Annotated in this window: 27 protein-coding genes and 1 tRNA gene; 9 read left to right on the top strand and 19 right to left on the bottom strand. The window is 62.9% G+C overall.

The features are described 5' to 3' along the window. The 4 genes from B5526_RS19315 to B5526_RS19330 all read right to left on the bottom strand — a co-directional run bounded on the left by B5526_RS19315 (position 1) and on the right by B5526_RS19330 (position 2616). Complete coding sequence (locus B5526_RS19315) at positions 1–519, bottom strand: hypothetical protein (protein ID WP_079540595.1); 519 nt, start codon at positions 517–519, stop codon at positions 1–3. A 115-nt stretch (positions 520–634) separates the two neighbouring features. Further along, a complete protein-coding gene (locus B5526_RS19320; protein ID WP_079540597.1) occupies positions 635–1819 on the bottom strand; it encodes an adenylate/guanylate cyclase domain-containing protein in 1185 nt (394 codons plus the stop codon). A gap of 10 nt (positions 1820–1829) precedes the next feature. Further along, positions 1830–2204 (bottom strand): YkvA family protein, encoded by a 375-nt coding sequence (locus B5526_RS19325; RefSeq protein ID WP_079540599.1) that lies wholly within the window; start codon positions 2202–2204, stop codon positions 1830–1832. Positions 2205–2310: 106 nt separating this feature from the next. Then, positions 2311–2616 (bottom strand): 4a-hydroxytetrahydrobiopterin dehydratase, encoded by a 306-nt coding sequence (locus B5526_RS19330; RefSeq protein ID WP_079540601.1) that lies wholly within the window; start codon positions 2614–2616, stop codon positions 2311–2313. A 288-nt stretch (positions 2617–2904) separates the two neighbouring features. On the opposite strand from B5526_RS19330, the gene B5526_RS19335 reads away from it, so the two are divergent. Both B5526_RS19335 and B5526_RS19340 read left to right on the top strand, forming a co-directional pair. Continuing rightward, a complete protein-coding gene (locus tag B5526_RS19335; protein ID WP_433994653.1) occupies positions 2905–4254 on the top strand; it encodes a TAXI family TRAP transporter solute-binding subunit in 1350 nt (449 codons plus the stop codon). A gap of 101 nt (positions 4255–4355) precedes the next feature. Next, complete coding sequence (locus tag B5526_RS19340; protein WP_079540605.1) at positions 4356–5942, top strand: alkaline phosphatase D family protein; 1587 nt, start codon at positions 4356–4358, stop codon at positions 5940–5942. Positions 5943–6082: 140 nt separating this feature from the next. Here B5526_RS19340 and B5526_RS19345 read toward each other — a convergent pair whose 3' ends face one another. Further along, positions 6083–6943 (bottom strand): protein-L-isoaspartate O-methyltransferase family protein, encoded by an 861-nt coding sequence (locus tag B5526_RS19345; protein ID WP_079540607.1) that lies wholly within the window; start codon positions 6941–6943, stop codon positions 6083–6085. A 72-nt stretch (positions 6944–7015) separates the two neighbouring features. After that, positions 7016–7432: a response regulator gene (locus tag B5526_RS19350; protein ID WP_244562005.1), complete on the bottom strand. Its 417-nt coding sequence runs from the start codon at positions 7430–7432 to the stop codon at positions 7016–7018. Positions 7433–7587: 155 nt separating this feature from the next. Here B5526_RS19350 and B5526_RS19355 point away from each other — a divergent pair, with 155 nt between their 5' ends. From B5526_RS19355 to B5526_RS19370, 4 genes are all read left to right on the top strand, one after another. Continuing rightward, complete coding sequence (locus B5526_RS19355) at positions 7588–8349, top strand: Crp/Fnr family transcriptional regulator (protein WP_079540609.1); 762 nt, start codon at positions 7588–7590, stop codon at positions 8347–8349. Between the two features lie 130 nt (positions 8350–8479). Then, positions 8480–9232: a hypothetical protein gene (locus tag B5526_RS19360; protein ID WP_154071359.1), complete on the top strand. Its 753-nt coding sequence runs from the start codon at positions 8480–8482 to the stop codon at positions 9230–9232. Positions 9233–9510: 278 nt separating this feature from the next. Further along, positions 9511–11337, top strand: a complete 1827-nt coding sequence (typA, locus tag B5526_RS19365) for a translational GTPase TypA (protein ID WP_079540613.1) — start codon at positions 9511–9513, stop codon at positions 11335–11337. 127 nt (positions 11338–11464) lie between these two features. Then, positions 11465–12709, top strand: a complete 1245-nt coding sequence (locus B5526_RS19370; RefSeq protein WP_079545112.1) for a flavin monoamine oxidase family protein — start codon at positions 11465–11467, stop codon at positions 12707–12709. A gap of 107 nt (positions 12710–12816) precedes the next feature. Here B5526_RS19370 and B5526_RS19375 read toward each other — a convergent pair whose 3' ends face one another. From B5526_RS19375 to B5526_RS19390, 4 genes are read right to left on the bottom strand one after another with little or no spacing between them, the layout of a single operon-like run. Further along, positions 12817–13242 (bottom strand): thiol-disulfide oxidoreductase DCC family protein, encoded by a 426-nt coding sequence (locus B5526_RS19375; protein ID WP_079540615.1) that lies wholly within the window; start codon positions 13240–13242, stop codon positions 12817–12819. Next, positions 13239–14564, bottom strand: a complete 1326-nt coding sequence (locus B5526_RS19380; protein WP_079540617.1) for an SDR family oxidoreductase — start codon at positions 14562–14564, stop codon at positions 13239–13241. Before B5526_RS19380 ends, B5526_RS19375 begins: the two co-directional genes overlap by 4 nt. 7 nt (positions 14565–14571) lie before the next feature. Continuing rightward, positions 14572–15039 carry a DUF2269 family protein gene (locus B5526_RS19385; protein WP_079540619.1) on the bottom strand — a complete coding sequence of 156 codons (468 nt, stop codon included), beginning with the start codon at positions 15037–15039 and terminating at the stop codon, positions 14572–14574. Beyond that, positions 15036–15935, bottom strand: coding sequence for an alpha/beta hydrolase family protein (locus tag B5526_RS19390; protein ID WP_079540621.1), 900 nt, complete (start codon positions 15933–15935; stop codon positions 15036–15038). The genes B5526_RS19385 and B5526_RS19390 overlap by 4 nt, the downstream gene beginning before the upstream one ends. 280 nt (positions 15936–16215) lie before the next feature. On the opposite strand from B5526_RS19390, the gene B5526_RS19395 reads away from it, so the two are divergent. Together B5526_RS19395 and ppa are read left to right on the top strand one after the other, a co-directional pair. Beyond that, complete coding sequence (locus B5526_RS19395) at positions 16216–16725, top strand: GNAT family N-acetyltransferase (RefSeq protein ID WP_079540623.1); 510 nt, start codon at positions 16216–16218, stop codon at positions 16723–16725. A 111-nt stretch (positions 16726–16836) separates the two neighbouring features. Further along, positions 16837–17367: an inorganic diphosphatase gene (gene ppa, locus B5526_RS19400; protein WP_079540625.1), complete on the top strand. Its 531-nt coding sequence runs from the start codon at positions 16837–16839 to the stop codon at positions 17365–17367. Positions 17368–17542: 175 nt separating this feature from the next. On the opposite strand, the gene folD is transcribed toward ppa, so the two are convergent. Genes folD through B5526_RS19415 form a run of 3 tightly spaced genes read right to left on the bottom strand, consistent with a single transcriptional unit; the run spans position 17543 to position 19070 of the window. Beyond that, complete coding sequence (gene folD, locus B5526_RS19405; RefSeq protein ID WP_079540627.1) at positions 17543–18427, bottom strand: bifunctional methylenetetrahydrofolate dehydrogenase/methenyltetrahydrofolate cyclohydrolase FolD; 885 nt, start codon at positions 18425–18427, stop codon at positions 17543–17545. A gap of 1 nt (position 18428) precedes the next feature. Beyond that, positions 18429–18749 (bottom strand): DUF167 domain-containing protein, encoded by a 321-nt coding sequence (locus B5526_RS19410; protein ID WP_079545113.1) that lies wholly within the window; start codon positions 18747–18749, stop codon positions 18429–18431. A gap of 30 nt (positions 18750–18779) precedes the next feature. Continuing rightward, positions 18780–19070: a YggT family protein gene (locus tag B5526_RS19415; RefSeq protein WP_079540629.1), complete on the bottom strand. Its 291-nt coding sequence runs from the start codon at positions 19068–19070 to the stop codon at positions 18780–18782. A gap of 193 nt (positions 19071–19263) precedes the next feature. Here B5526_RS19415 and B5526_RS19420 point away from each other — a divergent pair. Then, positions 19264–19339: transfer RNA gene (locus B5526_RS19420), tRNA-Ala, on the top strand. Between the two features lie 234 nt (positions 19340–19573). Here the strand turns inward: B5526_RS19420 and B5526_RS19425 are convergent. The 6 genes from B5526_RS19425 to B5526_RS19450 all read right to left on the bottom strand — a co-directional run bounded on the left by B5526_RS19425 (position 19574) and on the right by B5526_RS19450 (position 25143). Beyond that, positions 19574–20386 carry an enoyl-CoA hydratase gene (locus B5526_RS19425; RefSeq protein ID WP_079540631.1) on the bottom strand — a complete coding sequence of 271 codons (813 nt, stop codon included), beginning with the start codon at positions 20384–20386 and terminating at the stop codon, positions 19574–19576. A 45-nt stretch (positions 20387–20431) separates the two neighbouring features. Then, entirely contained in the window at positions 20432–20968 is a 537-nt protein-coding gene (locus tag B5526_RS19430; protein WP_079540633.1) for a nuclear transport factor 2 family protein, read from the bottom strand. Between the two features lie 91 nt (positions 20969–21059). Next, entirely contained in the window at positions 21060–21851 is a 792-nt protein-coding gene (locus tag B5526_RS19435; RefSeq protein WP_079540635.1) for a glutamine amidotransferase, read from the bottom strand. Between the two features lie 129 nt (positions 21852–21980). Continuing rightward, positions 21981–22760, bottom strand: coding sequence for an SDR family NAD(P)-dependent oxidoreductase (locus B5526_RS19440; RefSeq protein WP_079540637.1), 780 nt, complete (start codon positions 22758–22760; stop codon positions 21981–21983). Between the two features lie 309 nt (positions 22761–23069). Beyond that, a complete protein-coding gene (locus tag B5526_RS19445; RefSeq protein ID WP_079545114.1) occupies positions 23070–23549 on the bottom strand; it encodes a TerB family tellurite resistance protein in 480 nt (159 codons plus the stop codon). A gap of 184 nt (positions 23550–23733) precedes the next feature. After that, positions 23734–25143, bottom strand: coding sequence for an adenylate/guanylate cyclase domain-containing protein (locus tag B5526_RS19450; protein WP_079540639.1), 1410 nt, complete (start codon positions 25141–25143; stop codon positions 23734–23736). Positions 25144–25292: the final 149 nt, after the last annotated feature.

Raw genomic sequence — 25292 nt, forward strand, 5'->3', positions numbered from 1 at the left:
CTACTGCACCTGACACGAGGTCTCCGCCACCCGCGGCCGGCTGCAATAGTGAATGGTCGAGCCGTCGAACAACGTGTACTGGCGCTTTCCCGGAAACAGATTGGCGGCGAAACTGGCGGAGCAGGATTGTCCGCGCGTTGAAATATTCACCACCAGCGCGTTGTTCGGCAAATTCCAGATCAGCTTGAGACCGTTTCTGCCGGCGACGCGGACTTGCGCGCTGCCGCCGGGTGCGGAGGTCGGCCTCGCGCCGAGGCGGCCGTCAAAGTGAATCGTGCTTGAGAAGATGAACGCGGTTTCCGTGACGTCGGCGTAGGCGCTGCCGTCGGCATAAATCGCCCCGCTGCCGTCACCGCTGATCGGAATATTGTTGGCCGCGACCGGCTGCTGGCAATCCACGGTCCCCGAAAAGCGGATATGGAATTTGGCTACCGTGGTCTGAGCCACCGTTTGGCTCGAAAAAGTCAAACCCAGAACCAGCATCATCAAATTGCGCACAAATCTCCCGTCGATCCACATGATATTCCTCCCTGCCCCGGCGTTGAACCGCCGCTGGCAGCGTAAACCACGCCGCGCGCGCCGAAAAGACATGCCGGTCTGCGCCAGTCCTGAAAAAGAATTCCGGAGGGGGAGATCAACCAGCCCGGATCGGCGCGAAGATTTGCTGCTCCGCACCGACGCCCTTGAGCGAAAACGCACCAAGGGATTCCGCGGCGATCGCGCCGGCTTTGACAAAATCGGACGACAGCAGGAGCTGCCGGCCGAGTTGCCGGCACATCGATTCGATGCGCGCGGTGAGGTTGACGGCGGGCCCGATCACCGTGAAATCGAGCCGGGTGTCGCTGCCGATATTGCCATACAGGACGTCGCCGATATGCAGCGCCAGCCCGTATTCGATGCGCGGCTGGCCCAAACCCTCTCGCCGCCGGTTTTCCTCGGCCACGGCCACCTGCGCGCGTTCCGCGGCGGTCAGCGCGGCGCGGCAGGTCGCAGCGGCCTCGGCTTCAATCGGAAAGATCGCCAGCATGGCATCGCCGATGAATTTCAGGATCTCCCCGCCCTCCGCCGCGACCGCATCGCACATTGGGCCGAAATAGCAGTTGAGCAGGTCGATCAGCGCATCGCGCGGCAGTGTTTCGGAGAGATTGGTGAAGCCGCGCAAGTCACAGAGCCAGATCACCGCCCAAATGGTCTCGCCGCCGCCGCGCCGGATCTGGCCCTCGAGCACTCGCCCGCCGGATTGCGCGCCGACATAAGTATCCAATAGCGTGCGCGCGGTACGGCGCAGCGCCTGCACTTCGAGATTGAAGGCGACCGCAGGGATCATGGCGGCAAACAGCGCGAGTTCGTCGGCATCGAATCCGCTACGGCGCGCGGTGGCGAGCGAAAGCGCCTTGTGGCTGCCATCGGCGAACGGAACCGAATACACGACATAATCGGCAAGACCTTCGCGGCGCAGGTCGGCGAGAACAGCGAATTCTCCCTCTTGCGGCGGCGCGGTGAGATCGCAGCGCACCGGGCCGCCGCCCTGGTAGGCGATGCCGATCGGGCTGTTTGACAGGACCGCTGCGACGCCCGGGTCGGTACGGTACAGACGCTCGGAAGTGCCCTTGCCGAGCTGCCACAGGCCGCTGAAGGAAAAAATCTGCGGATGCAGGATCGGGACGCCGGTGGTGATCCGCGAGACGTCCACGCCGGCCGCGCGCAGCTCAAGCGCAAACGATCCGAGAAATTCGCTTGGATCGGTGAGCCTGCGGGCATCCGTCATCAGCCAGCGGATCACCGGATGGGTTTCGTCTCGGGCGAAAGCCTTCAACACGATGGCCTGCTCAACTCTCCCGCTCGATCCCGCGCTTCAGCGCGGCGCGGGCCGCCTCGCGATGCTCCGGCGTGATGTGGTTCGCAACCAGGCGGATCGCGGTCGCGAGCACGGCGGCATCGTCGGTGAAGCCGAGCACCGGCAGCATATCCGGGATGAAATCGAACGGCAGGATGAAGTAGGCGATGGCGCCCATCAGCGCCGCCTGCACGTGGCGCGGCGTCTGTTTGTCGAACGCGCAATAATACGCCGCGAGCAAATCCTCGGCGAACGGAATCCTGGCCAGCACCCGCTTCAGCTTGATCCAGAAGCGCCGGCGCACGCTTTCGCGGTCCTTTGCCAGCTCATCGGCCGGCTCAAAACCCACGGTATGTTCTGAGATCATCGCCTTGGCTCCTAAAACGCCTGTGGGGGGATCGTGGCCCGCGGGCGCCCCTCAAGCTGGGGATTTTGCCCATCTGCCGCAAGGTAGCGCCGGGGGGGGGGCGGGATCAGGTCACGCCGAACTGGCTTGCGATCGCGTTCATGGCCTTGGCAAGCTCGATATCGCGCGCGGTGACGCCGGACGCGTCGTGGGTCGCCAGAACCACCTCCACGGTCTTGTAAACATTGCGCCATTCCGGATGGTGATCGTTCTTTTCGGCCACCAAAGCGGCACGCGACATGAAGCCGAACGCTTCGTTGAAATCCTTGAAAACGAAGATTCGCGCGATCGCCTCGCGGCCGGGCGTCTCGGCCCATCCGGACAGGCCCTTCAGGGCCGATTTGCGCGCCTCCGCCGACAGCCGTTCCACCATGGTCGCCTCCGTTTATCCCTTACCTTATCCTAACACCGACCGGCATCCCCGGGGTCCATGCCAAAAATAGGGTCGGCAAAGCCGTGCCGGGGCTCCGGCAAAGCGCGCCGGTAACCATGACGCAGATGTAACCCCCTGCCTGCAGGGAATTTGCTACAATTTGGCGCTAAACGCACCGGCAAGATGAAATTGAGCCTCAAACGATTGTTCGCCAGATCGATGACCGGAGGCTTCGACCTTGTCGAGGCGCCGGTCGCGCCGTCGCCGCGCCGGACGCAGCGGCGGGCGATGTTCGTTACGCTGGCAGGCGTCCTCGCTATCATCGGCTCGCTGGCCGGCGGTTACTATTTTGCCATGCGGCCGGTGACGCTGCGGATCGCGGTCGGACCTGCGAACTCTGATGACATCAAGGTGGTGCAGGCGCTGACGCAGGCCTTTAACCAGACCCATGGCTATGTCCGGCTGCATCCGATCCAGACCGATGGCTCGGCCACAAGCTCGCAAGTGCTTGCCGACGGCAAGGCCGATCTCGCCATCATCCGAGGCGATCTCGAGGTGCCGAAAAATGCCCAGGCCGTGGCGACCTTGCGCAAGAACGTCGCGGTGTTGTGGGTGCCTCCACCCGCCAAAGGCAAGGGTAAGAAAGCCGGTCCGAAGATCACCAAGATCGCGCAGCTCTCCGGACGCCGCATCGGTGTCCTCGGGCGCACCCAGGCCAATGTCAATTTGCTCAAGGTGATCCTGCAGCAATATGGCGTCGATCCGAATAAGGTCGAGATCTTCCAGTTCCCCGCCGCCGACGCCGCCGATGCGATTCGCAACCAGAAGGCGGATGCCTATCTGGCCGCGGGGCCAGTCAACAGCAAGATCACCGCGGATGCGATCAACGCATCGACGCGCGACGGCGGCACGCCGACCTTCCTCGCGATCGATTCGAACGAGGCGATTGCGACAAACCATCCGGTTTACGAGGCCGCCGAAATTCCCGCCCGCGCCTTTGGCGGATCGCCCGACAAACCCGACGACGACGTGAAGACGATCAGCTTTTCCCACCATATCGTCGCGCGCAAAGGGCTTTCGGAAGCGACCATTGCCGCTTTCACCCGGCAGTTGTTCGCGGTCCGGCAGCAGCTGATGGCGGAATACCCGCTGGCCGCGAAAATCGAGACCCCGGACACCGACAAGGACGCCGTGATCCCGGTGCATCCGGGCGCAGCTGCCTTTGTCGACGGCGAGGAAAAGACCTTCCTCGACCGCTACAGCGATTTCATCTGGTGGGGGCTGATGGGGCTGTCGGCGATGGGCTCCGCCGGCGCCTGGTTCGCGGGCTATCTGAAGAAGGACGAGCGCAACAACAACTCCTCGCTGCGCGAGCGCCTGCTGGAAATGCTGGCGAGGGCCCGCCGCAGCGATTCCATCGACGAGCTCGACCAGATGCAGAGCGAGGCGGATGACATCCTGCGCGATACCCTGCACTGCTTCGAGGACGGCGCCATCCGGGAGGGGGCGCTGACCGCCTTCAACATCGCGCTCGATCAATTCCACCATGCGGTGGCCGACCGCAGGGCACTCCTGACGAGTGTGCCGCAAAACCTGCAACGGGCCGGCGCACAATTCCGCGCGACCGGCACTTTGTGAGCAGCTATCCCCGTCATCCCCTGTAATCGCGCCGTCACACAATCTTCCTAGGTCTGTCAGCGCCTTCAGCGCACCCTGTCGGCCGATCCAAGGAGGCTTGCATGACGACCAAATTTCCCCGCAGAATCCCTCGCAAAACCGGCAACATCCTTTCCCGCCGGCGTTTTCTTGCCACGGCCGGCGCCGGCGCATTGGGCGTCATCGCGATGCCCTATCTCAGCCGCGCCGCCGACCGGCCGGTGATCACCCATGGCGTGCAATCCGGCGATGTCGGCGCCGATGGCGGGGTGGTGTGGGCGCGCGTGGACCGGCCGTCGCAAATGATGGTTGAGGTTTCAACCACCGAATCGTTTGCAAATGCGCGGGCCTTGCCGCCGATCGCAGCCCTCCCCGAGACCGACTTCACCGCAAAAATGTTGTTGGAAAACCTGCCGGGCGGACAGGACATTTTTTATCGCGTCAAATTCCGTGACCTGTCGCATCCCGATATTTCCAGCGATCAGGTGGTCGGCCGCTTCCGAACCGCCCCGAGCGACAAGCGCGATGTCAGCTTCGTCTGGGGCGGCGACGTCGCCGGCCAGGGCTGGGGCATCAATCCCGACGATGGCGGCATGGTCACCTACGCCACCATGCGCAAGCACAAGCCTGATTTCCTGCTGCATTCCGGCGACACCATCTATGCCGACGGCGTCATTCCAGCCGAGGTGAAACTGCCTGACGGCAAAATCTGGAAGAACCTCACCATCCCTGAAAAGGCAAAAGTCGCCGAGACGCTCGACGAGTTCCGCGCCGCGCACAAATACAATCTGCTCGACGACAATGTGCGCGCCTTCAACGCCGAGGTGCCGATCTTCGTGCAGTGGGACGATCACGAAGTCATGAACAACTGGTCGGCGTCGAAGGAGATTCCGGCGGCCTACAAGGTTCGTGACATCTCATTGCTGGCCGCGCGCGCGGGCCGCGCGTTCCACGAGATGTATCCGATGCGCGAAAGCATCGTCGAGCCGGGCCGGGTCTATCGCACCCTGAGCTACGGCCCGCATCTCGACGTCTTCATGCTGGACGAGCGCAGCTATCGCGGCCCCAATGGACCGAACCTGCAAACCACCTATGGTCCCGAGAGCTATTTCATCGGGCCCGATCAGTTGTTGTGGCTCAAGCGCGCTTTGTTGAACTCGCGCGCCACCTGGAAGGTGATCGCCTCCGACATGCCGCTCAGCCTGATCGTCTATGACGATGCGGCCAACAAAAAAGGTTCGGAAGCGTTTGCCCAGGGCGATGGCCCGCCGCGCGGCCGCGAACTCGAAATCGCCGACATCCTGCGCTTCATCAAGACCTCGGGCGTCACCAATACGGTATGGCTGACGGCGGACGTGCACTATGCGGCCGCGCATTACTACAATCCCGACAAGGCGCAATTCCAGGAATTCGACCCGTTCTGGGAATTCGTCTCCGGCCCGCTGCATGCCGGAACCTTCGGACCGAACGAACTCGACAACACCTTTGGGCCCGAAGTGAAGTTCATCAAGGCCCCGGGCCTCGACAAGCAGAACCTGCCGCCATCCGCCGGCATGCAGTTCTTCGGTCACGTCAAGATCGAGGGCGCATCCGGACAGATGACGGTGACCTTGCGCGACCGCGCCGACGTCGCGCTGTGGTCGACGACGCTCGATCCGAAGCTCGGTTAGCGTCGCGGCTTTCCAGTGCCGTAGCCTCATCCTTCGAGACGCGGCCAAGAGGCCGCTCCTCAGGATGAGGGTCTAGACCCTCTTGGTGAGGAGCGCGGCAACGCCGCGCGTCTCGAACCACGAGGCCATGGATGGTCCAATTACGATCCGCCCGCCTCGGCCGAAATCTCATCCGAGGAAAACCACAACTCCCCGCAAATGGCGACCGCGGTGTCATCGGGCTCGCGGTCGGCGGTCAACCACAATGACCGCGCCGACCATGCCTCGCCATTGTCGGGGATCTTTTCGCATTCCCCGGCATCCGCGGCTCCGACACAGGGAATGAAATACGACGCCATCAGCGGTTTTACGCTGAAACCGGCATCACACCGCGAGACGATGATCGCGAGGCCAACGGCCGGCGACGGCCGCCACGGGAAAATCAGGCGGCCTTGCGGACGCAACGCCTTGAGCCACGACGGCGGCGGCGTCACCACGCCGGCGTTGACGTAGATCAGGTCCGACGGCGGCAGCGGCAGGCGCGTCGCATCACCCTGGATGATGGACACACCCTCGAACGGCTGCAGATTTTCCCGCGCCTTGTGCGCCAATCCCTCATCGATCTCGAAGGCACGCACCACGCCGCCGGGCAGCGTCAGCACCGACAGGATCGCCGTGTAATATCCGGTGCCTGCGCCGATATGGCAGACCGCTTCGCCCGGCTTCGGCTCCACCGCACCCATCCACGCCGCATGCAGGAAGGGCTCGCCATTGTTGATGCCCTTCGCCGCATCGAGCCGGACCAGTACGTTTTGATAAAGAAACACCGGGTCGGCGCTCGGGGTCTCGACGCTGCGCTGGTAGATGTTGATATGCCACGGCCCGGGCCCGACAAACGCCTCGCGGCGGACCAGTTCAAACGCCCGCTCAAATCGCGGATCGGTCGAGCCGCTTGCGACCGCCATCATGGTCGCGAAGAAACCCCTGATCTCTTCGAGACCGGCTTTGCTTTTCCTCGGCATGGCGTCGACCGCGGCGGGACTTCGTTATCTCAAAGGATATCAAACAATCGCGCCCGCAATAGGTCCAAAAGGTCATCGCGTGGTTTTGCCGCCGCTGGATTGGCGTTTCAACAATGCCCGCAACGCGTCGCTCGAATAGGGTTTGGGCAGCCTCGGCCGGTCCGCGAACGCCGGGGGAAGCATGACCTCGGCGGAATATCCGGTGACGAAGACGAACGGGATTTTCAGCGCGTCGAGGCGCTCGGCGATCGCAAAGCTCTTTTCGCGGATCAGCCCGACATCCAGCAGCGCAAAATCCGGGGCGCGATCGGCGATCGTATCAAGCGCCGTGGCCACGGTTCCCGCGGAGCGCACGGTTTTCACGCCGAAGCCGAGAATCGTCTCCTCGAAATCGAGCGCGATGATCGGGTCATCCTCGACGATCAAAACGTCCTCGGGGAGGCCGGAGAGTCCATCGGGAGAGGCGGTTTCCATGATCTCGCTTTGCATCGGGGTCCTAGCCCAACAATCCCACGCGCCTTGCAGGCGCACCGGCCCGGTTCCGATGACGAAACCATCACGCTGCGATGGCGTTGTCTGTGCACTTGTGGACATAAGAATCGGAAATGGCCTGATATTACGGGAGCGCATGGGAGCCCTTCGAAATGGACGTGCGACGCGACAACGTTCCTGAAGCCGTCGAGCGCCCCTACAACAACCTGTTGCGGCGGCTCAGCGCCAGCGATTACGTGCTGATTGCACCGCATCTTTCGCCGCAAGAGGCCGGGCCTAACGAGCTTCTTTATAATCCCGGCGACGATGTCGAGATCGTCCACTTTCCCTGTGGCCCCGCGCTCGCTTCCTACCTCGTTGCCAACGAGGACGGCCGCGATGTCGAGACCATTCTGGTCGGCCGCGAGGGTGCGGTCGGCGGCATCGTCAGCCAGGGGTATCTGCCGGCCTATACCCGCATCATGGTCAAGTTCCGCGGACCCTTCATGCGGCTGCATGTCGGCAAATTGGATGCGGCGAAAGCAAAATCGGCGACACTGCGCAACGTGTTCGCGCGCTATGCCGACTGCATGCTGGCCCAGATGTTCCAATCGACCGCGTGCAATGCGATCCATTCGATCGAACAGCGCACGGCGAAATGGATCGTCTCGGCGATGGAGCGTACCGATGGCGACAATGTCGTGCCGCTCACGCATGAGCAGCTTGCGACCCTGCTCGGGGTCGGCCGCAGCTATGCCAGCCGGGTGATTCAGACGTTCAAGGCGGAAAGGGTTTTGGAGACCCGCCGCGGCTCAATCCTGGTGCGCAACCCTGAGGCGCTGCGGGCGCGGGCCTGTCTTTGCAACGAATCGGTGAAAAACCACTTCGAGGAAGTGCTGCGCGGGGTGTATCCGGTCGAAGGAACCGGCAATTAGGCCCGACGCTCGCCCAATTATAGGCCAGCCAAATAACGCCTACTCGCAGAACCCCGGCAAGACTCGGCGCGACAAACCCGAGCCGCACCACCCGGGCACAGGCGTCTGCGCCCTCACGTCGGAGACCGCCATGCCTGATGCAGCCAACATGATCCGTCGCAACGTCGTTATCGCTATTGCCCTGATTTTCGGGAGCGCGGCAACGACAGCCATGGCGCAGTTTCCGTTGCCTGGATCGACCGAACAGCCCGCGCCATTGGTCCGTGAGGCGTTCGCATCGCCCTACGGCCGGGCGCTGATTGCAGAGCTTGGAACGGTGCTTCGCACCGATGCCGACCCGGTGTGCCTGAATTCAAAAGGCATTGCTTTCGACCAGTTGCAGCCGCGCGGCGAGGCGCTGCTGATCAAATGGGGTACGCGAGCGACGGAAACCGTGATGTCCCTGGTCGATCTCAAGACTTACGAAAAGAACTTTCCCGCCGGCGCCGAATTGAACGGCTTGCGGGAACGGCCGGAGATCAAGCGCTATCTCGATATCGAGCGGCCGCTGCGGCTGGCGAAGATCCTGGATTTTATCTTCGAACAGTTCGACCGCTATAATTTGCTGAACCGAATCAAGATCGCACCAGTGTCGCCGGCAGCATCCGGAAAGGACGATTTGCTGCGCACGAATCCGACTGAGTCGGCTGAGGAGGCCCCGGAAGACTTCATCGCGACCCACCAATCGGCCCAGCTCAAGCGGTATCTCGCGCTCTCCGAACAAGCCGCCGCAGCCATGGTAGGCGCCGTCAGCAAGGAGCAGGCCATTCGGATCGTGCCGGGCACGTTTTATCGCGGGATTGAGCTCGATCTTGCCGAGTTGTGCATTGTTCCGCGCCGATAGCAGCGTCCTGATCGATCCGGAGGGGCCATGGCCGCCAAAGCAGCCCGGCTTGCCCCGAAAATCAGCTAACCAAATCGCAAACAACCCATTGTTTTCCGGCGATTTCTGACTATATTGCGCCGCAGCGAGTAGGGTGTGCCCGGTCCTTTTGGCCGGGCTTCCTTTTTGGGCACCAGAGCGCCCGTTCGAACTCCAGGTTTTTGAGCGTGATCCGGAAAAGTGGGTCCCGGTTTTCCGGTGAGATCGCGCTTCCCATTGTCTGATGCAGAAGAACCACCATGAAACTTCGCAACGTCGCCATCATCGCCCACGTCGACCACGGCAAGACCACCCTGGTCGATCGCCTGCTGCAGCAATCCGGTACCTACCGCGAGAACCAGCGCGTGGTCGAACGGGCAATGGATTCCAATGACCTCGAGCGCGAGCGCGGCATCACCATTCTGGCCAAGGCCGCCTCGGTGCAGTGGAAGGATACCCGCATCAACATCGTCGACACCCCCGGCCACGCCGATTTCGGCGGCGAGGTCGAACGTATCCTCAACATGGTGGACGGCGCGCTGGTGCTGGTCGATGCTGCCGAGGGTCCGCTGCCGCAGACCAAATTCGTGGTGTCGAAGGCGCTGAAAGTCGGCCTCAAGCCGATCGTCGTCATCAACAAGGTCGACCGTCCCGACGCGCGGCCCACTGAAGTGATCAACGAGGTGTTCGACCTGTTCGCGGCGCTCGACGCCAGCGAGGAGCAGCTCGATTTCCCGATTCTCTACGGTTCGGCCAAGCAAGGCTGGATGGCCGATAGCCCGGAGGGTCCGAAGGATGCCGGTATGCAGCCGCTGTTCGACCTGATCCTGCGCCACGTTGCGCCGCCGACTGTCGAAGAAGGCCCGTTCCGCATGATCGGCACCATTTTGGAGGCCAATCCTTATTTGGGCCGCATCATCACCGGCCGCATCACCTCCGGCAGCATCAAGCCCAACCAGTCCGTCAAGGTGCTGGGCGGCGACGGCAAGCTGATCGAAACCGGGCGCATTACGAAAATCATCGCGTTCCGCGGCATCGAGCGCACCCCGCTCGATGAAGCTGAAGCCGGCGACATCGTCGCCATTGCCGGCCTCACCAAGGGCACGGTGGCCGACACCTTCTGCGATCCCTCCGTCGAGACGCCGTTGAAGGCGCAGCCGATCGATCCGCCGACGGTGTCGATGTCCTTCATCGTCAACAATTCTCCGCTCGCCGGCACCGAAGGCGACAAGGTGACGAGCCGCATGATCCGCGACCGCCTGCTGCGCGAGGCCGAAGGCAATGTCGCGCTGCGCGTCACCGAAGCCGCCGACAGGGATTCCATGGAAGTGTCGGGCCGCGGCGAGTTGCAGCTCGCGATCCTGATCGAGACCATGCGCCGCGAAGGTTTTGAGCTCTCGGTGTCGCGTCCGCGCGTCGTGTTGAAGAAGGACGAGACCAATGGCGAATGGCAGGAGCCGATCGAAGAGGTCGTGATCGACGTCGACGAGGAACATTCCGGTGTGGTCGTGCAGAAGATGAGCGAGCGCAAGGCCGAGATGATCGAGATGCGCCCCTCCGGCGGCCACCGGCTGCGGCTGGTGTTTTACGCGCCCACGCGCGGCCTGATCGGCTATCAGGGCGAATTGCTCACCGATACCCGCGGAACCGCGATCATGAACCGGCTGTTCCATGGCTATGCGCCCTACAAGGGCGACATCCAGGGCCGTCGCAACGGCGTGTTGATCTCCAACGATCAGGGCGAAGCAGTGGCTTACGCGATGTTCAAATTGGAAGACCGCGGCCCGATGATGATCGAACCGGGCTGGAAGGTCTACAAAGGCATGATCGTCGGTGAGCACACCAGGGAAAACGATCTCGAGATCAACGTGCTCAAGGGCAAGCAACTCACCAACATCCGCACCACCTCGAAGGACGAAGCGGTGCGCCTGACGCCGCCGATCCGGATGACGCTGGAAAAAGCGCTGGCCTATATCGAGGACGATGAACTGGTCGAAGTGACCCCGAAATCGATCCGGCTGCGCAAGAAATTCCTCGACGCGAACGACCGCAAGCGTGCCGAAAAGGCCAAGGAAGCGGTGGCGTAAGCGGCCGACTCCAACCCAAGAAACCGTCATGGCCGGGCTTGTCCCGGCCATCCACGTCTTCGATATTGGAAGGAAAGACGTGGATGCCCGGGACAAGCCCGGGCATGACTATGAGATAGACGACCATATGTCCCTCCCCTCCTCTGTCGATATCGCCATCATCGGCGCCGGCGCCGCAGGCCTCGGTGCGGCCCAAGCGCTGAAAAATTCCGGCCTCTCGGTGGTCGTGCTGGAAGCGCGCGACCGCGTCGGCGGCCGCGGCCATACCATCATGGCGGCGCCGGACATCGTCTTCGATCTCGGCTGCGGCTGGCTGCATTCGGCGGACAAAAATTCATTCGTCAAAATCGCCGAACAACTGAATTTCGAAATCGACAAGACCCGGCCGCCCTGGCGCGAGCAGAGTTTTGATGCCGCCTTCCCGCTAAAAGAACGCGCGGACTTCATGGCGGCGCTGGACGCTTTCTACGAGCGCGTCCACGAAGCCGCCAAGAGCGGCCGCGACAGTGCCGCCAGCACCTATCTCGAACCCGGCAATCGCTGGAATCCGATGATCGATGCGATCTCGACTTACGCCAACGGCGCCGAGCTCGATGCGGTCTCGGTGCTGGATTTGGGCGCCTATGAAGACACCGGCATCAACTGGCGGGTACGGCGCGGCTACGGCGCGCTGATGGCCGCTTATGGCGCGTCCTGTCCGCTGGCGTTCAATTGCGAGGTCACGCTGATCGATCATTCCGGAAAACGCCTGCGGATCGAGACCTCGCGAGGCTTCCTTTCGGCCGGCCAGGTGATCGTCACCGTGCCGACCAACCTGCTCGCCGATGAGGTCATTCGTTTTCACCCCGCGCTGCCGGCAAAAGTCGACGCCGCGCGCGGCCTGCCGCTCGGCCTTGCCGACAAGGTGATGCTGGCGCTGGACGAGCCGCAAGCACTGCCAAAGGACGGCAATCTGCGCGGCGCCACCATGCGCACCGCAATGGGCAGCTATCACCTGCGCCCGTTCGGCCAAGCCTGCATCGAGGGTTATTTTGGTGGAAGCTTTGCACAAGCCCTGGAAAACGCCGGCGACGGTGCCTTGGCAGCGGAAGCGATCGACGAGATCGCGGCGCTACTCGGCACAGACTATCGCAGGAAATTAAAACCGCTCGCGGAATCGCGCTGGTCCCATGACCCCTTCGCGCGCGGCTCCTATTCGCACGCCCTCCCCGGCCACGCGGGGAAACGCGCTGTGCTTGCGGCGCCGGTTGATGGACGCTTGTTCTTCGCCGGTGAAGCGACCTCGCCGAACTTTTTCTCGACCGCCCATGGAGCCAGGGACAGCGGTGAGAGAGCGGCGGGAGAAGTGCTGGCTTCAATCGCGAAGGCCTAACCCCGTCATTGCGAGGCGCGAAGCGACGAAGCAATCCAGCTTTCTGCGTTGCGGCGCTATGGATTGCTTCGCTTCGCTCGCAATGACGATTTCGGATGTGGAAATCGCTACTCCAAAACCCTCGCCCTCATCGCCTCATCCGGCACAAAACATTCCCCATACTTGCCGAAGATCCTGTACCGGTTACGCGCGACGAGATTGTAGACGGCGTCGCGGAGCGGTTTTGGCACCAGGCGCAGCGCGCGCACCCATTCCCATTCAGGCAAATTCGAAAGCACCGTCAGCGCACCGTCGGATTTGAAATACGCAACGCCGCCATGGATCACCGCGTTGGTGTCCGGGTCCTCCGGATTGATGCTGAACGCTTGCGCCAGCCGGGTGCCGTAGCCGGACTGGATCGCGGTGAAACGAAACCGCCGCTTCGCGTCGCGCGCGGCGACAAACCGGACCCAGCGCGAACAGAACACGCAGACGCCGTCATAGAGGATCACGTCATCGTCGGGCCAACGGTTGGGCGCAGGGGATTCCGTCATCGGTTATCCAGCGTCAGCAGCGCCACCAGCATCAGCACGATGGCCGGCCCGGTCTTCACCAGCGCGCCGAGCGGCTCGATCCACAGATCCGGCGTCAGGATCGCCGCCCCCAGCATGTAGCCGAGCGACGCCGCGATGCCCAACATCAATCCGGCAGCACAAGTGCGGCGGAACGCGATCAGGATGCCGATGGTCATGTCCATCAGGCTGGTGCCGACCGTGATGGGCCCGACCAGCGACCGCGGAAAGCGGTGCGAGGCGAGGATTCCGGCGGCGGCATCATAGGAAATCAACAACGCAATAAAGCCCGAGACGACCCAGAACACGACAAGGCTCGAAATCACCAGCGCCTTGATCAGGAACAGCCGGGCGAACCATTTGTCCTGGATGGTGGCGGAACGCTCTCCAACCATCTGCGCCAGCGTTTTCGGCACGATGCCGGTCGCAAGCATCCAGGGCTTTGGGTCGCCGGCGACGCCGCGCCGCAGCTCGGCGATTGCGGTCGTTCGCATCGGCGGCATCCAGCCGAGCCAGCTTGCGAGATCGCCGAGCTTTGTGCCGAGATCGAGCATGAAGGCCGGCAATCTCAATCGCGGCATATCGACGGTGCCGAATGACGCGCGGAATTGCTCGATGACGCGGCCAAGCGCGACCGGCTGCGGCTGCATCAGGTCCCAGGTCACGGCGTCGGCGGTTTTGTGGCTCATGTCGCGGCCGGCGAGCCAGGCGATCGTCGCGGCGATGTCTTCGACCGCGACCGGCTGGAGCGGCGTTTTGGATTCGGCTTCGGGAAGATCAAGCGGCAGCGCCGCCAGCGCACGCACCATGGCGCTGCCGCCATAGGCCGACGGCGCAATGACTAATCCCGGCCGCAGGATGGCGTAGGGGATGTCGAAGGCGGCGATCATCCGTTCGGCCTCGCGCTTGCTCCGGCTGAACGGCGTGCGGTCCTCGTTGGCGGCGCCGGGGATCGAGATATGTACGAGTAGAATCAGCCGGCCGCTGGCGCGGATCGCCCGCAACAGCCGATCGACGAAATCGCGGTGCACGTCGCTGGTGTCGCTGCCCGGCCCGTCCTGCAGCACGCCGAGGCAATTGACCACGAGATCAATCGTCTGCTCGCCGATCAGCTGCGCCAGCGCCGCAACGTCCATCGACATCACAGGCATTTCCAGATCGAGCGAGCCTGATTTCTGCGAAGTTGAAAATCGCCGGGCGATCCCGACGACCGCAAAACCTCGCGCGCGCAAATCGTCGGTAACGTACCGGCCGATCAGGCCGGAGGCGCCGAGCACAAGAATTTTGCGCGGTGGTACGCCCATAAGATTCCTAAAACGGCTTGGCGATCATCAGCCACAAAATGATCATAACCGAACCGAAGCCCGGAATACCGAACAGGAACCAGCGGCGAAACAGCGCAAAGTAACGCGGCGGCAGCGGTTCGCTTTGCGCTTCCGCTTTCCGCGCAAGGTCGCGCATTTCGATCTGCATGAAGATCACGGGAATCCAGAACATGCCGGCGACGGCGTAGAGCGCAAGCGAGGTGAGAAGCCAGCGCTCGCTGAGCGAGGTCGCCGATAGCGCCATCAGGATGGCGCCGGTGACGGGCTGCAGGATCACCGCCGTCAGCGTGAACAGTAGGTCGGCGATCACGACCGTCGCCGCGGTGCGCGCGATGAAGCCCGGATCGCGGCTGCGGTGGGCCATCAGCATGAAGAACGCGATGCCACCGCCGGTGCCGAGAATGACGATGGCGCCGAGCACATGCAGATATTTGACGAGGAAATAGGAGGTCATGGTTTCTTCGCCGCGGTTGGTTCGAAAAACTTCAGCGCGCGATCCAGTTCCGGTGCGGCGATCTTGATACCGCTATCGGTCTCCGCCAGCCAATGGCCCTCGCTGCCGGAGGCCGCCAGCACGCGAAACTCGATCTTACCGCCGCCGCCGCGGAACGCGTCCGCGAGCTGCTTCGACAGCGCCGGCGAAAAATAGCTGTCGTTGGCCGCCACCAACCATACGACCGGCACCCGCGCGGCCTTGCCGAATTCGGCCGCGGCGGCGGCCAGCGTGTGCGGCGCGCACACCTCGCCGGGAAAATCATTGGCGTGGCCGCCGCGGCCCGGAGCGAATGCAATGATGCCCGAGATCTCCAGCGGATTTTTCCCGGCCAGCGCCAGCGCGCCCCAGGCCCCGGCCGAATGGCCGATAATGACCGCGCGGTCGCCCCGGATGAAGGATTGCCCGCGCAGATAGTCCAGCGCAGCGGTGATTTCGTCAGCGGTGGCGCGGCCGGCATGAACATAGTCGGCCTCGTCGCAGTTGCCCTGGTCTTCGAGATAGCGGCCGCCGGTGGCGCCGTGGCCTGGGCGTTCCGGCACAAGCACGGCAAAACCCCGCTTGACCAGCCATGCCGCCAGCGCGAGGTATTCCGGCTGCGGCATTTGCGCGCGACGCAGCACGTTTTGCGTCGAGGCATGCGCAATCACGGCCAGCCGAAACGGCCCATTGCCCGGCGGGCGAAACAGCACGGCGTGGGCTGCGGTGTCCGGGTCGGGGGACGGGAGCAGCCATTGCTGCTCGCGATCCGGCTCGCCTTCGGCGCCTTGCGCGCCGAGCCGGCTTTGCGCCAGCACGGTCTGGGTAAAGGCCGCTCCCAGCACAACCAGAGCGAAAAGCGCCTTGCAACGATGCATGAATTTACCTGACGCGCGGGCGGAAAAGCCGCCCCGGATTCGGGAAGCAGAATACGCACGGCGAATCAAATCCAGTGCATTTTTCCGTGAGCCCGGCCGCGCCCGGAGCCCGATTCGGATCGTTATGCCCAGCCGGTCGCCAGCGAAATGCCGCTTAAAGCACCTGCCTGTCCTCTTTCGGTACAGGGAGGCGGCAAAACTGATGCAGAAAATCCACAGCTTAACCGATAATTAACGATAGACCTTGAAGCGGACGCGCTGACTTGCTTTGATTAGCACCATGAGCACAACCCTGATCGAGGTTCGGCCGGCCAAAGCTGCGGATGCAGCCGCGGTGGCGTCCACCCATGACGAAGCCTGGCGTTCGGCCTATCAGGGCATCATTCCCGGCGCCGAGCTGGAGAAACTGATCAATCGCCGGGGCCCGCAATGGTGGGACAGCGCGATCCGCAAGGGCAGCCGCGTCAGCGTGCTGGTGTTCGGCGACAAGGTCGCGGGCTATGCCAATTACGGCCGCAACCGCGCCCGCAGCCTGCACTTCGAAGGCGAGATCTACGAGCTTTATCTGCGCCCGGAGTTCCAGGGCCTCGGCTTCGGCCGCCGGCTTTTCACCGCAGCCCGCCGCGACCTGTTGCAGAGCGGGCTGAAGAGCATGGTGGTCTGGGCGCTCTCCGACAACGATCCGGCGACGGAGTTTTATCGGGCGCTGGGCGGGCGCATGGTCGCCCGCAGTTCGGAAAAATTCGGGCCCAAGTCGCTCGACAAGGTCGCCTTCGCCTGGACGAATTGAACGGCGCCAGGTTTTCGAGGATTCTCGAAGCCAGCCTTGGTCCGTGACCCGAGACCTGATCCAGAATTTCAATTTAACGGGTTTCCTTTCAAATCGAGGCGGAGCTGTCCAATGCGTATTGATGCCATCTCGATCGGGATCAATCCGCCGCATGACGTCAACGTCATCATCGAGGTGCCGGTTGGCGGCGAGCCGATCAAATACGAGATGGACAAGGAGGCCGGCACGCTGGTGGTCGACCGGTTTCTCTATACCGCCATGCGCTATCCCGGCAATTACGGCTTCATCCCGCATACGCTCTCCGGCGACGGCGACCCTTGCGACGTCCTGGTCGCCAACACCCGCGCCATCGTGCCCGGCGCAGTGATGAGCGTGCGCCCGGTCGGCGTGCTCTTGATGGAAGACGAGGCCGGCGGCGACGAGAAGATCATCGCCGTGCCGTCCTCCAAACTCACCCAGCGCTACGACAAGGTGAAGACCTATAGCGACCTGCCCGACATCACGCTGGCCCAGATCCAGCACTTCTTCGAGCACTACAAGGACCTCGAGCCGGGAAAATGGGTCAAGGTCTTGCGCTGGGGCGGCGCGGAGGAAGCGCTCAAGCTGATCGAGGAAGGCATCGCCCGGGCGAAGGGGAAGTGACGACGCAGGGCGTCGCGCGCTTTTCTTAACCTCGCCCCGCTCTTCGCGGGGAGAGGTCGGATTGCGAAGCAATCCGGGTGAGGGGGACTCACCGCGAGCGTTTATCGTCGGAATTTGCGGAGGCGGCCCCTCACCCCAATCCTCTCCCCGCGAAGAGCGGGGCGAGGGAGCAAATTCACACCGCAGGCGCCGGCAGTCCATGAATCGCACACGCCGCGCGCAGCGTATTCACCAACAGGCACGCCACCGTCATCTGGCCGACGCCGCCCGGCACCGGCGTGATGGCTCCGGCGACAGCCAAAGCCTCGGCAAAGGCGACATCGCCGACCAGGCGGGTCTTGCCCTCGAGCGCTGGCAGGCGGTTGATGCCGACATCGATCACGGTCGCGCCCGGCTTGATCCAGTCGCCGCGCACCATTTCCGGCTTGCCGACGGCGGCATAGACCAGATCGGCGCGGGCGCAGAGTTTTGGCAGATCGCGCGAGCGCGAATGGGCGATCGTCACGGTGGCGTTTTCGTTGAGCAGCAATTGCACCAGCGGACGGCCGACCAGATTGGAGCGGCCGATAACGATGGCGTTCAGGCCCGCCAGCGAGGCGTGTACGCTTTTGGTCAGGATGATGCAGCCGAGCGGCGTGCAGGGCGACAGCGCGGCAAACCCGCCGGCGAGCCGCCCGGCATTGCTCGGATGCAGCCCGTCGACATCTTTGGCCGGATCGATGGCGTTGATGATGGTTTCGGTATGCAGCGATTTCGGCAGCGGCAGTTGCACCAGGATGCCGTGCACGGCCGGGTCGCGATTGAGCTTTGCGATCAGCGCCAGCAGATCGTCCTGCGCGACATCGGCCGGCAGCACGTGCTCGAACGAGGCCATGCCGGCTTCTTGGGTCTGCTTGTGCTTGCTGCGGACATAGACCTGGCTGGCGGGATCGCTGCCAACCAGCACCACCGCGAGACCGGGCGTTAAGCCGTTCTCGCGCTTGACCCGCACAACTTCAGCGGCGACGCGGGCGCGAAGCTCCGATGCAATGAGTTTTCCATCGATGATGCGGGCGGTCATCTCAATCCTTCTTTATGGCGGTCAGTTTCCGAAGCGCCTCGCCAAGTTTTGCGGGATCGCCGTCGACGGCGATTTGCTTGAGCCGCGAGGTCGCGCCGGAGAGGATCCGCACTTTTGCTTTCGGCACCCCGAGCGCTCTTGCCATCAGCTCCGCGACCGCGCGATTGGCCTCGCCGCCATCGGCGATGGCGCGGACCCGTACCTTCACGACCGTGCGCCCGTTGGCGAGCGTCTCAACTCCGTCGATATCGTCGCGGCCGCCCCGCGGCGTGACCCGCAGCGCTACGCTGATGCCTTCGCTAGAGTAGCGCCAAGGATCCATCAGGCATCCATCGAACATCGATAGCGGGCATCAGAACACGCTGGGATAGATGTAATAGGTGATCACCCGCTGGATGAACATGATGATCAGGATCAGGATGATCGGCGAGATATCGAGCCCGCCGAGATTGGGCATGAAACCGCGGATCGGCGCCAGCAGCGGCTCGGTGATCCGGTACAGGAATTCCGCCACTGCCGACACGAACTGGTTGCGTGTGTTGACGACGTTGAAGGCGATCAGCCAGGACAGGATTGCGGACGCAATCAGCAGCCAGACATAGAGGTCGAGAACAATGAGAACGATGTCGAGGACGGCACGCATGGCTGGCTTACTCGGGGGTTCGGTCGAGGATGGGGCTTCATGCTAAATATCGGTTCCACCCCGCGCAAACAAGGGAAGTTCCGGGCAAAGTGAGGCGGAAAGGCGCGATTTCGCCGTTCTTGACTTGGCATTGGCGCGGATTGTAAATGGCGCCGATTGCTGGCCGTCCTCACTCACCGAGGCGGGCCGCGATGGGGCCATAGCTCAGCTGGGAGAGCGCGTCGTTCGCAATGACGAGGTCGGCGGTTCGATCCCGCCTGGCTCCACCACGCTTCGCCCTTCGGGCTACGCGTGGCGCAGCCACGTGATGCCCGAAGAGCGAAGCGTGCCCGGCGAAGCCCCCTTGGGCGAAGACGGGCTGGTGACGTTAGACACTATCTCTCATCGGTCTGTCCGTTTTCCTCGCCCCAAGCTACGCGTGGCGCAGCCGCGCAATGCCCGAAGAGCGAAGCGTGCCCGGCGAAGCTCCCTTGGGCGAAGACGGGCTTTAACCGTCTACAAGCTCACTGCCCCGTAAATCTCGGCGGCCGCTTCTCCATGAAACTCGCGACACCTTCGCGGAAATCGCTGCCGCGCAGCGCGACCAGCATTTCTCGGTTGGCATCGATCGTCGCTTCGGCCAGCGTCTGGAACGGCACATCGTAAAGCTGCCGCTTGATCACCGCGATCGCGCTCGGCGAGACGTTGTCGGCTAGATCGCGCGCGTAGGCATAGGTCTGCTCGCGCAATTGCTCTGGCGGATACAGCCGATTGACCAGACCGATCCGCAGCGCCTCGTCGCTTGAGACGCGGCGCGCGGACATCAGGAGGTCGAGCGCGTTGGCATGGCCGACGATGCGCGGCAGCATCCAGCTGATGCCATGCTCGGCGATCAGCCCGCGGCGCGCGAACGAGGTCGTGAAGACGGTATTGTCGGCGGCAAAGCGCAGGTCGCAATAGAGCGCGTGCACGAGGCCAATGCCGGCGGTGGCGCCGTTGAGCATGGCGATCACGGGCTTTGCGATCGAGGGATAATACGCATAGCGCGCCTGCCAGTCGGGCCGGCGGTTCATGTCGAACGGCGGCAGGCTTTGGGCGCGCCTGATGTCGTCGGGATCGAGCCCTTTCAGCGCGTCCATGTCGGCGCCGGCGCAGAAGGCGCGGCCCGACCCGGTGAGCACGATGACGCGCACATTTTCATCGGCGCTGGCGGCCTCCATGGCATGGCGCACATCGCGCTCCATGATGGGCGTCCAGGCGTTCATGCGGTCGGGCCGATGAAGCGTGATGGTCGCGACCTTCTCGCTGACGTCATAGAGAATATGCTGATAGGTCACACGCGATCTCCCTGTGCTCGCTGTCGCCATCGCGACAATGCGTTTTTATTTTTGGCGCTTTTGATTTTTGTCTTCACGCCGCCTTGAAGCGCGCGAGCCTTTCGGTCGCGCCAGAAAGTCGACGGTTTCCGGACGCGCCTTGAGCCACCCGCTCCAGCGCGTGAACACCTTTGCCATGCGGTCGGGCTCGACGCCAAGCTGCGCCATCGCCACCCCGCCATTGACCGACTCGCGATATTCCGCGATCAACCCGTCACGCACGATGAAGCGGCTGATGCCGTCGATCACGACGCGCTTGCCCTCGAATTGCGGGATCTTCGAAATAAAGCTCGACAGCGACCAGGCGTACCCCTGTTCGCCGTCGAACACGGAATCGAACATCTCCCAGCGATAATCCGCGGCATCGCGGTGAAACAAATTCTGCATCATATGCGCGATGTCGGCGCGGCCTTTATGGGCGCCATAGATGTAGTCGTAATAGATTGCGTCCGGCGTGAAATGGCCGGCAAAGCGCGCGCCGTCGCCGGATTCCGCCGACTGCGTGAAGTCATCCAGCAATTTTGCGAATTCCTCGGCCGTCATGTCGCTCCCACGCCGCTCGCTGCTTGGCTGCAAGCTTATTGGGCCGACACTATCAACACGGATGGATTTGGGAAGGCGTCCGCGGCCGCCGCTATTCCGCGGCTTGCAGCAACGGCTGTGGCGGCATCCGGGCCAGCCAGCTGTCGAGAAATTGTTTCAGCCAAGCGCGCTCGGTCACGTCATGGACGGCGCGACCTTCGAAATGATGATGGCGGGGACGCGCGCCGGGCAGTTCGAGGCGATCATGGCCGCGCATGGTCCAGCGATGCATCATCGCGTAGGTCACATCGGGATGAAACTGAAAACCGAACGCATGGCCCGATCGAAACGCCTGGATCGGGAAGTCGCCGCCCTCCGCCAGCAATTCGGCGCCCGACGGAAGTTCAAAACCCTCCCGATGCCAGTGGTAGACATGGTCCGGCCAGTTCGGGCAGATTTCAAGCCCGGCCGGTGTGGGGTGGATCGGGTAATATCCGATCTCGACGCGGCCTTGCGGATGCGGCGCAACGCGCGCGCCGAGATGCATGGCGAGCATCTGCGCGCCCAGGCAAATTCCGAGAAACGGCCGCTGTTCCCGGAGAGGAACAGCGATCCAGTCGATCTCCCGCCGCACATAATCGTCCGGATCGTTGGCGCTCATCGGCCCGCCGAAGATGACCGCACCGGCATGGCGGTCCAATGTCTCCGGCAGGGGATCGCCAAAACGCGGGCGACGGACGTCGAGCCTGTGGCCGAGCGCCTGCAGCGCATTGCCGACCCGACCGGGGCAGGAGGTTTCCTGGTGCAGGACGATCAGGACGGGCAGCAAGGGCTTCGCGGCGGCAGGTTCCGATCCCCTGTTGGGGAACGGCACCACGCTTATTTTGCTCGACCGGGACAGCATTGGCTCTTTGGCGGCGGTTTTCAGGTCGAAAGCATACCTAAATGATTGTTAATTTCGTGTGAGTTCGCGCACGTTCGTCTGAAATTGGAAGCAAATGGCGGGCCAAAGCCGGCTCGGGGTTGAGCCCGATCAGCGCTTGCGCAGCTGAAAACGTCCGACTGCCGCCAGGATGAATCCGCGCGGGAACAGCCGCAAGAGAAACGGTACGATCTTGATGCCGAGGCCGGGCAGCACGATCCGCCTGTCGGCCATCAAGCCGCGATAGCCCGCCTTTGCGACCTCGGAGGCGCTGACATTGAGGATCGTCGAGTCAAATCCGGGCTGGAACCCTGCCCGCTCCTGAAATTCCGTGGGTACCGGGCCGGGACATAGCGCGGTCACGCGCACGCCACGCCCGGCAAGCTCGCCGCGCAGCGCTTCGGTGAATGACAGCACATAGGCTTTGGACGCATAATAAACCGCCATCCCGGGCCCCGGCAGAAAGCCGGCGATCGAACCGACATTGAGGATGCCGCCGCCGTTCCGGATCACCTGGTCGGCGAGCCGCAACGTCAAATCGGTCATGGAGCGGATGTTGAGGGCGATAATGCCGAGTTGTTGTTCACGGTCGAGCTCGAGCGCGCGGCCGAACAGACCGAAGCCGGCATTGTTGACGAGGTAATCGACCTCCACCCCTGCGGCGGCCAGGGCCGCCGTGATCTTGGTTCCGGCATCGGGCTGTTCGAGATCGCACGCAATCACAATAGGCGCCGCGCCGCCCCGCGCGGTGATTTCGCCTGCCAGCGTCGCCAGACGATCCGCCCGCCGTGCCACCAGAGCGACGCGATGACCGTTCGATGCGAAAACGCGGGCCAGTTCGGTGCCAATTCCCGCCGAGGCACCGGTAATCAGCGTCACACGCTCAGTCACGATTGAATGCTCTTAAATCAATTTGCAGGTTATGCGGCCAGCGCCCGCGACGAGAGCATACGCCTGAGGTGGGATGCAAGCCACCCGAGGGCATATTGGCTGTTCAAACGCTGCGCCGGCCAAGTGCATAGCAACATTTCGAGGCCAAACGAACCCGGCAGCGTCGGATTGCCACACACATTAAAAATTCGTCATGTCGGGCACCGTGCGATCCACAGATCGCACCGGCCGCCGCAGGCGTGTCAGAATGCCGCGGTGCGAAAATTGCAGCCGGTGTGTGCCGGTTGCAACTACTGAGCTGCGGCTATCTCAGTTTCCTGAGGCCGCCGCGCCTTGTTTGGCGGCGACGCGATGCTTGAGATCGATCCGGTCGCGCGAGGACACGCCCAACAGATCGGCCGCGCGCCAGACCACATTATCCTCGAACTCGTTGACCTGGCCGTCGGCATAGACCAATTCCCACATCATCTCGACGATGCGGAGTCTGCCTTCTTCGTCCACTGAGCGCATGATGACGCTGGTGAAATGATAGAGATCGACCGCCTCACCCTCGACCAGCGTCGCGGACGCGATCAACCGATCCGCCGCGCCGGGATCGAGCGCGAAATAATTTTCGAGCAGGCTGTGAAGCTTGCGCTTTTCGATCGCCGATGGTTCGCCGTCGATCGAAATGACGTGAATCAGAAGCGCGGTGGCCGCCAGGCGATACCCGGTATCGTCGAATGCCCGATCCCCGTGCGGGTTCGGAGAAACAACATCGGCAATGAATTGGCGTAGTCCGTCGAGCATCGCTGTCTCTATCGATTGTTTGATAATGAACATATGGCGTGGAACATCAACCAGCGCAATCCGCGCGGGTTACGCGAGAAGCATTACGTTTAGGCAATCTCCCTCTGCGTCATGGCCGGGCATAGCCGTCCGCAGGACGGCGTCGCTTCCGCTCGCCTATGCCCGGCCATGACGGATTAAGAGGTCAGGGGATTTCGTAAACCACGATCTTGTCGGCGATACCGCGCAGCGCCGCCTGCTTCTGGATCGGCACGATTGATTCCTTGTCCAGGATCGCGGCCACCGCGGGCGCGTCGATCACCGGTCCGGTGATGTGGATCGCCTGCGAGGTCGACAGGCCCTGGACGCGCGCGGCGATATTGACGGTCTGGCCGAAATAATCCTGGCGCTCGTTGAGCATCACGGCGAGGCACGGCCCTTCATGGATGCCGATCTTGACCACGAGATCGTCGCGCCCGCGTTCGGCATTGAGCGCGTCCATGGCGGCGCGCATCCGCAAGCCCGCGACAATCGCGTGTTCGGGCCTGATGAAGGTCGCCATCACGGCATCGCCGATCGTCTTCACGACCGCGCCCTTCTCCGAGGAGATGATTTCCAGTAACGCGTGGAAATGCGCGCGCACCAGATCGAACGCGGCGAGATCGCCGACCCGCTCGTAGAGCGCGGTCGAGCCCTTGAGGTCGGTGAACAGGAACGTCAGCGAGGTGATTTTCAGCCGCTGATCGATATTGAGATTGTCGGCCTTGAAGACATCCCGGAACGTCTGGTTGCTCAGCATCCGCTTGGCCGTGAGGAACGGCTTGCGCTTGCCGATCAAACGGTGAAGCGCTTCGCTGGCGATGAAAACCGTGGGCAGCGTCCGGACGCCTGCCTGATTGTCGAGCGACAATCGCAGCGGTCCCGGACGCAACGTCATGGTCCCGGTCGGCGCGTGGGCCTTGTTGTAGATCAGCGACAATTGCTGTCGCTCTTTGGTCGGCTCACCCTGAACATCGATGAACTGGGCGGAATGCGTCACCGGCTCGAACACGATGATGAATTGCGGCGGCAGTTGCAGCGACATCACCGCCTTGTCGCCGGCCGGCAGTTCGAGCGCGTCCAGCGTCACCTCGCCGGTCAGCGACTCGAACGATTCCTTGTTGAGATCGACGCCCGAACTCCAGAACACCTGCTTGAAATATTCCCAGAGCGGCAGCGTGTTGGGGTCATGCGCCGCGATGCGCCTGATCCGGGGGCTGACGGTGAAGGCGACTTCGACCTGCTCGTCGACCGACGCCTCATAACCGCAGGCGCACAGACCACAATGATAGTCGTCATGGCGCAGCGATTTCAGTGTCGAATGGGCATCCAGCACGCCGCCGCAGCCGGGGCACAGCACGTTCCAGGTGAGATCGAACAGCCCGAGCCGCGAGGCATGCAGGAAGCCGGAGATCACCCGCTCTTCGTCGAGCCCGGTGCGGCCTGCGAAATCCAGCACGTTGATGCGGTTGAGCTCGTGGTCCTCGCCCTTGTCGATCAGATGCAGGATGGCGTCGGCGACCGCGGGATCGGCCGTCTGCTTCAGTACCGAAATCTGGGCCTGGATGTCGCTCATACCGAAGCACTAAATGGGTTTGCACGGGGGTCCATGCAATGCCTGAAGCACTCGGTTTTGACTCCCGTTCATCGTCATGGCCGGGCATAGCCGTCCGAAGGACGGCGTCGCTTCCGCTCGCCTATGCCCGGCCATCCACGACTTTCTTA

The organism is Bradyrhizobium lablabi (genome assembly GCF_900141755.1).
GTDB classification, from domain to species: Bacteria; Pseudomonadota; Alphaproteobacteria; order Rhizobiales; family Xanthobacteraceae; genus Bradyrhizobium; species Bradyrhizobium lablabi_A.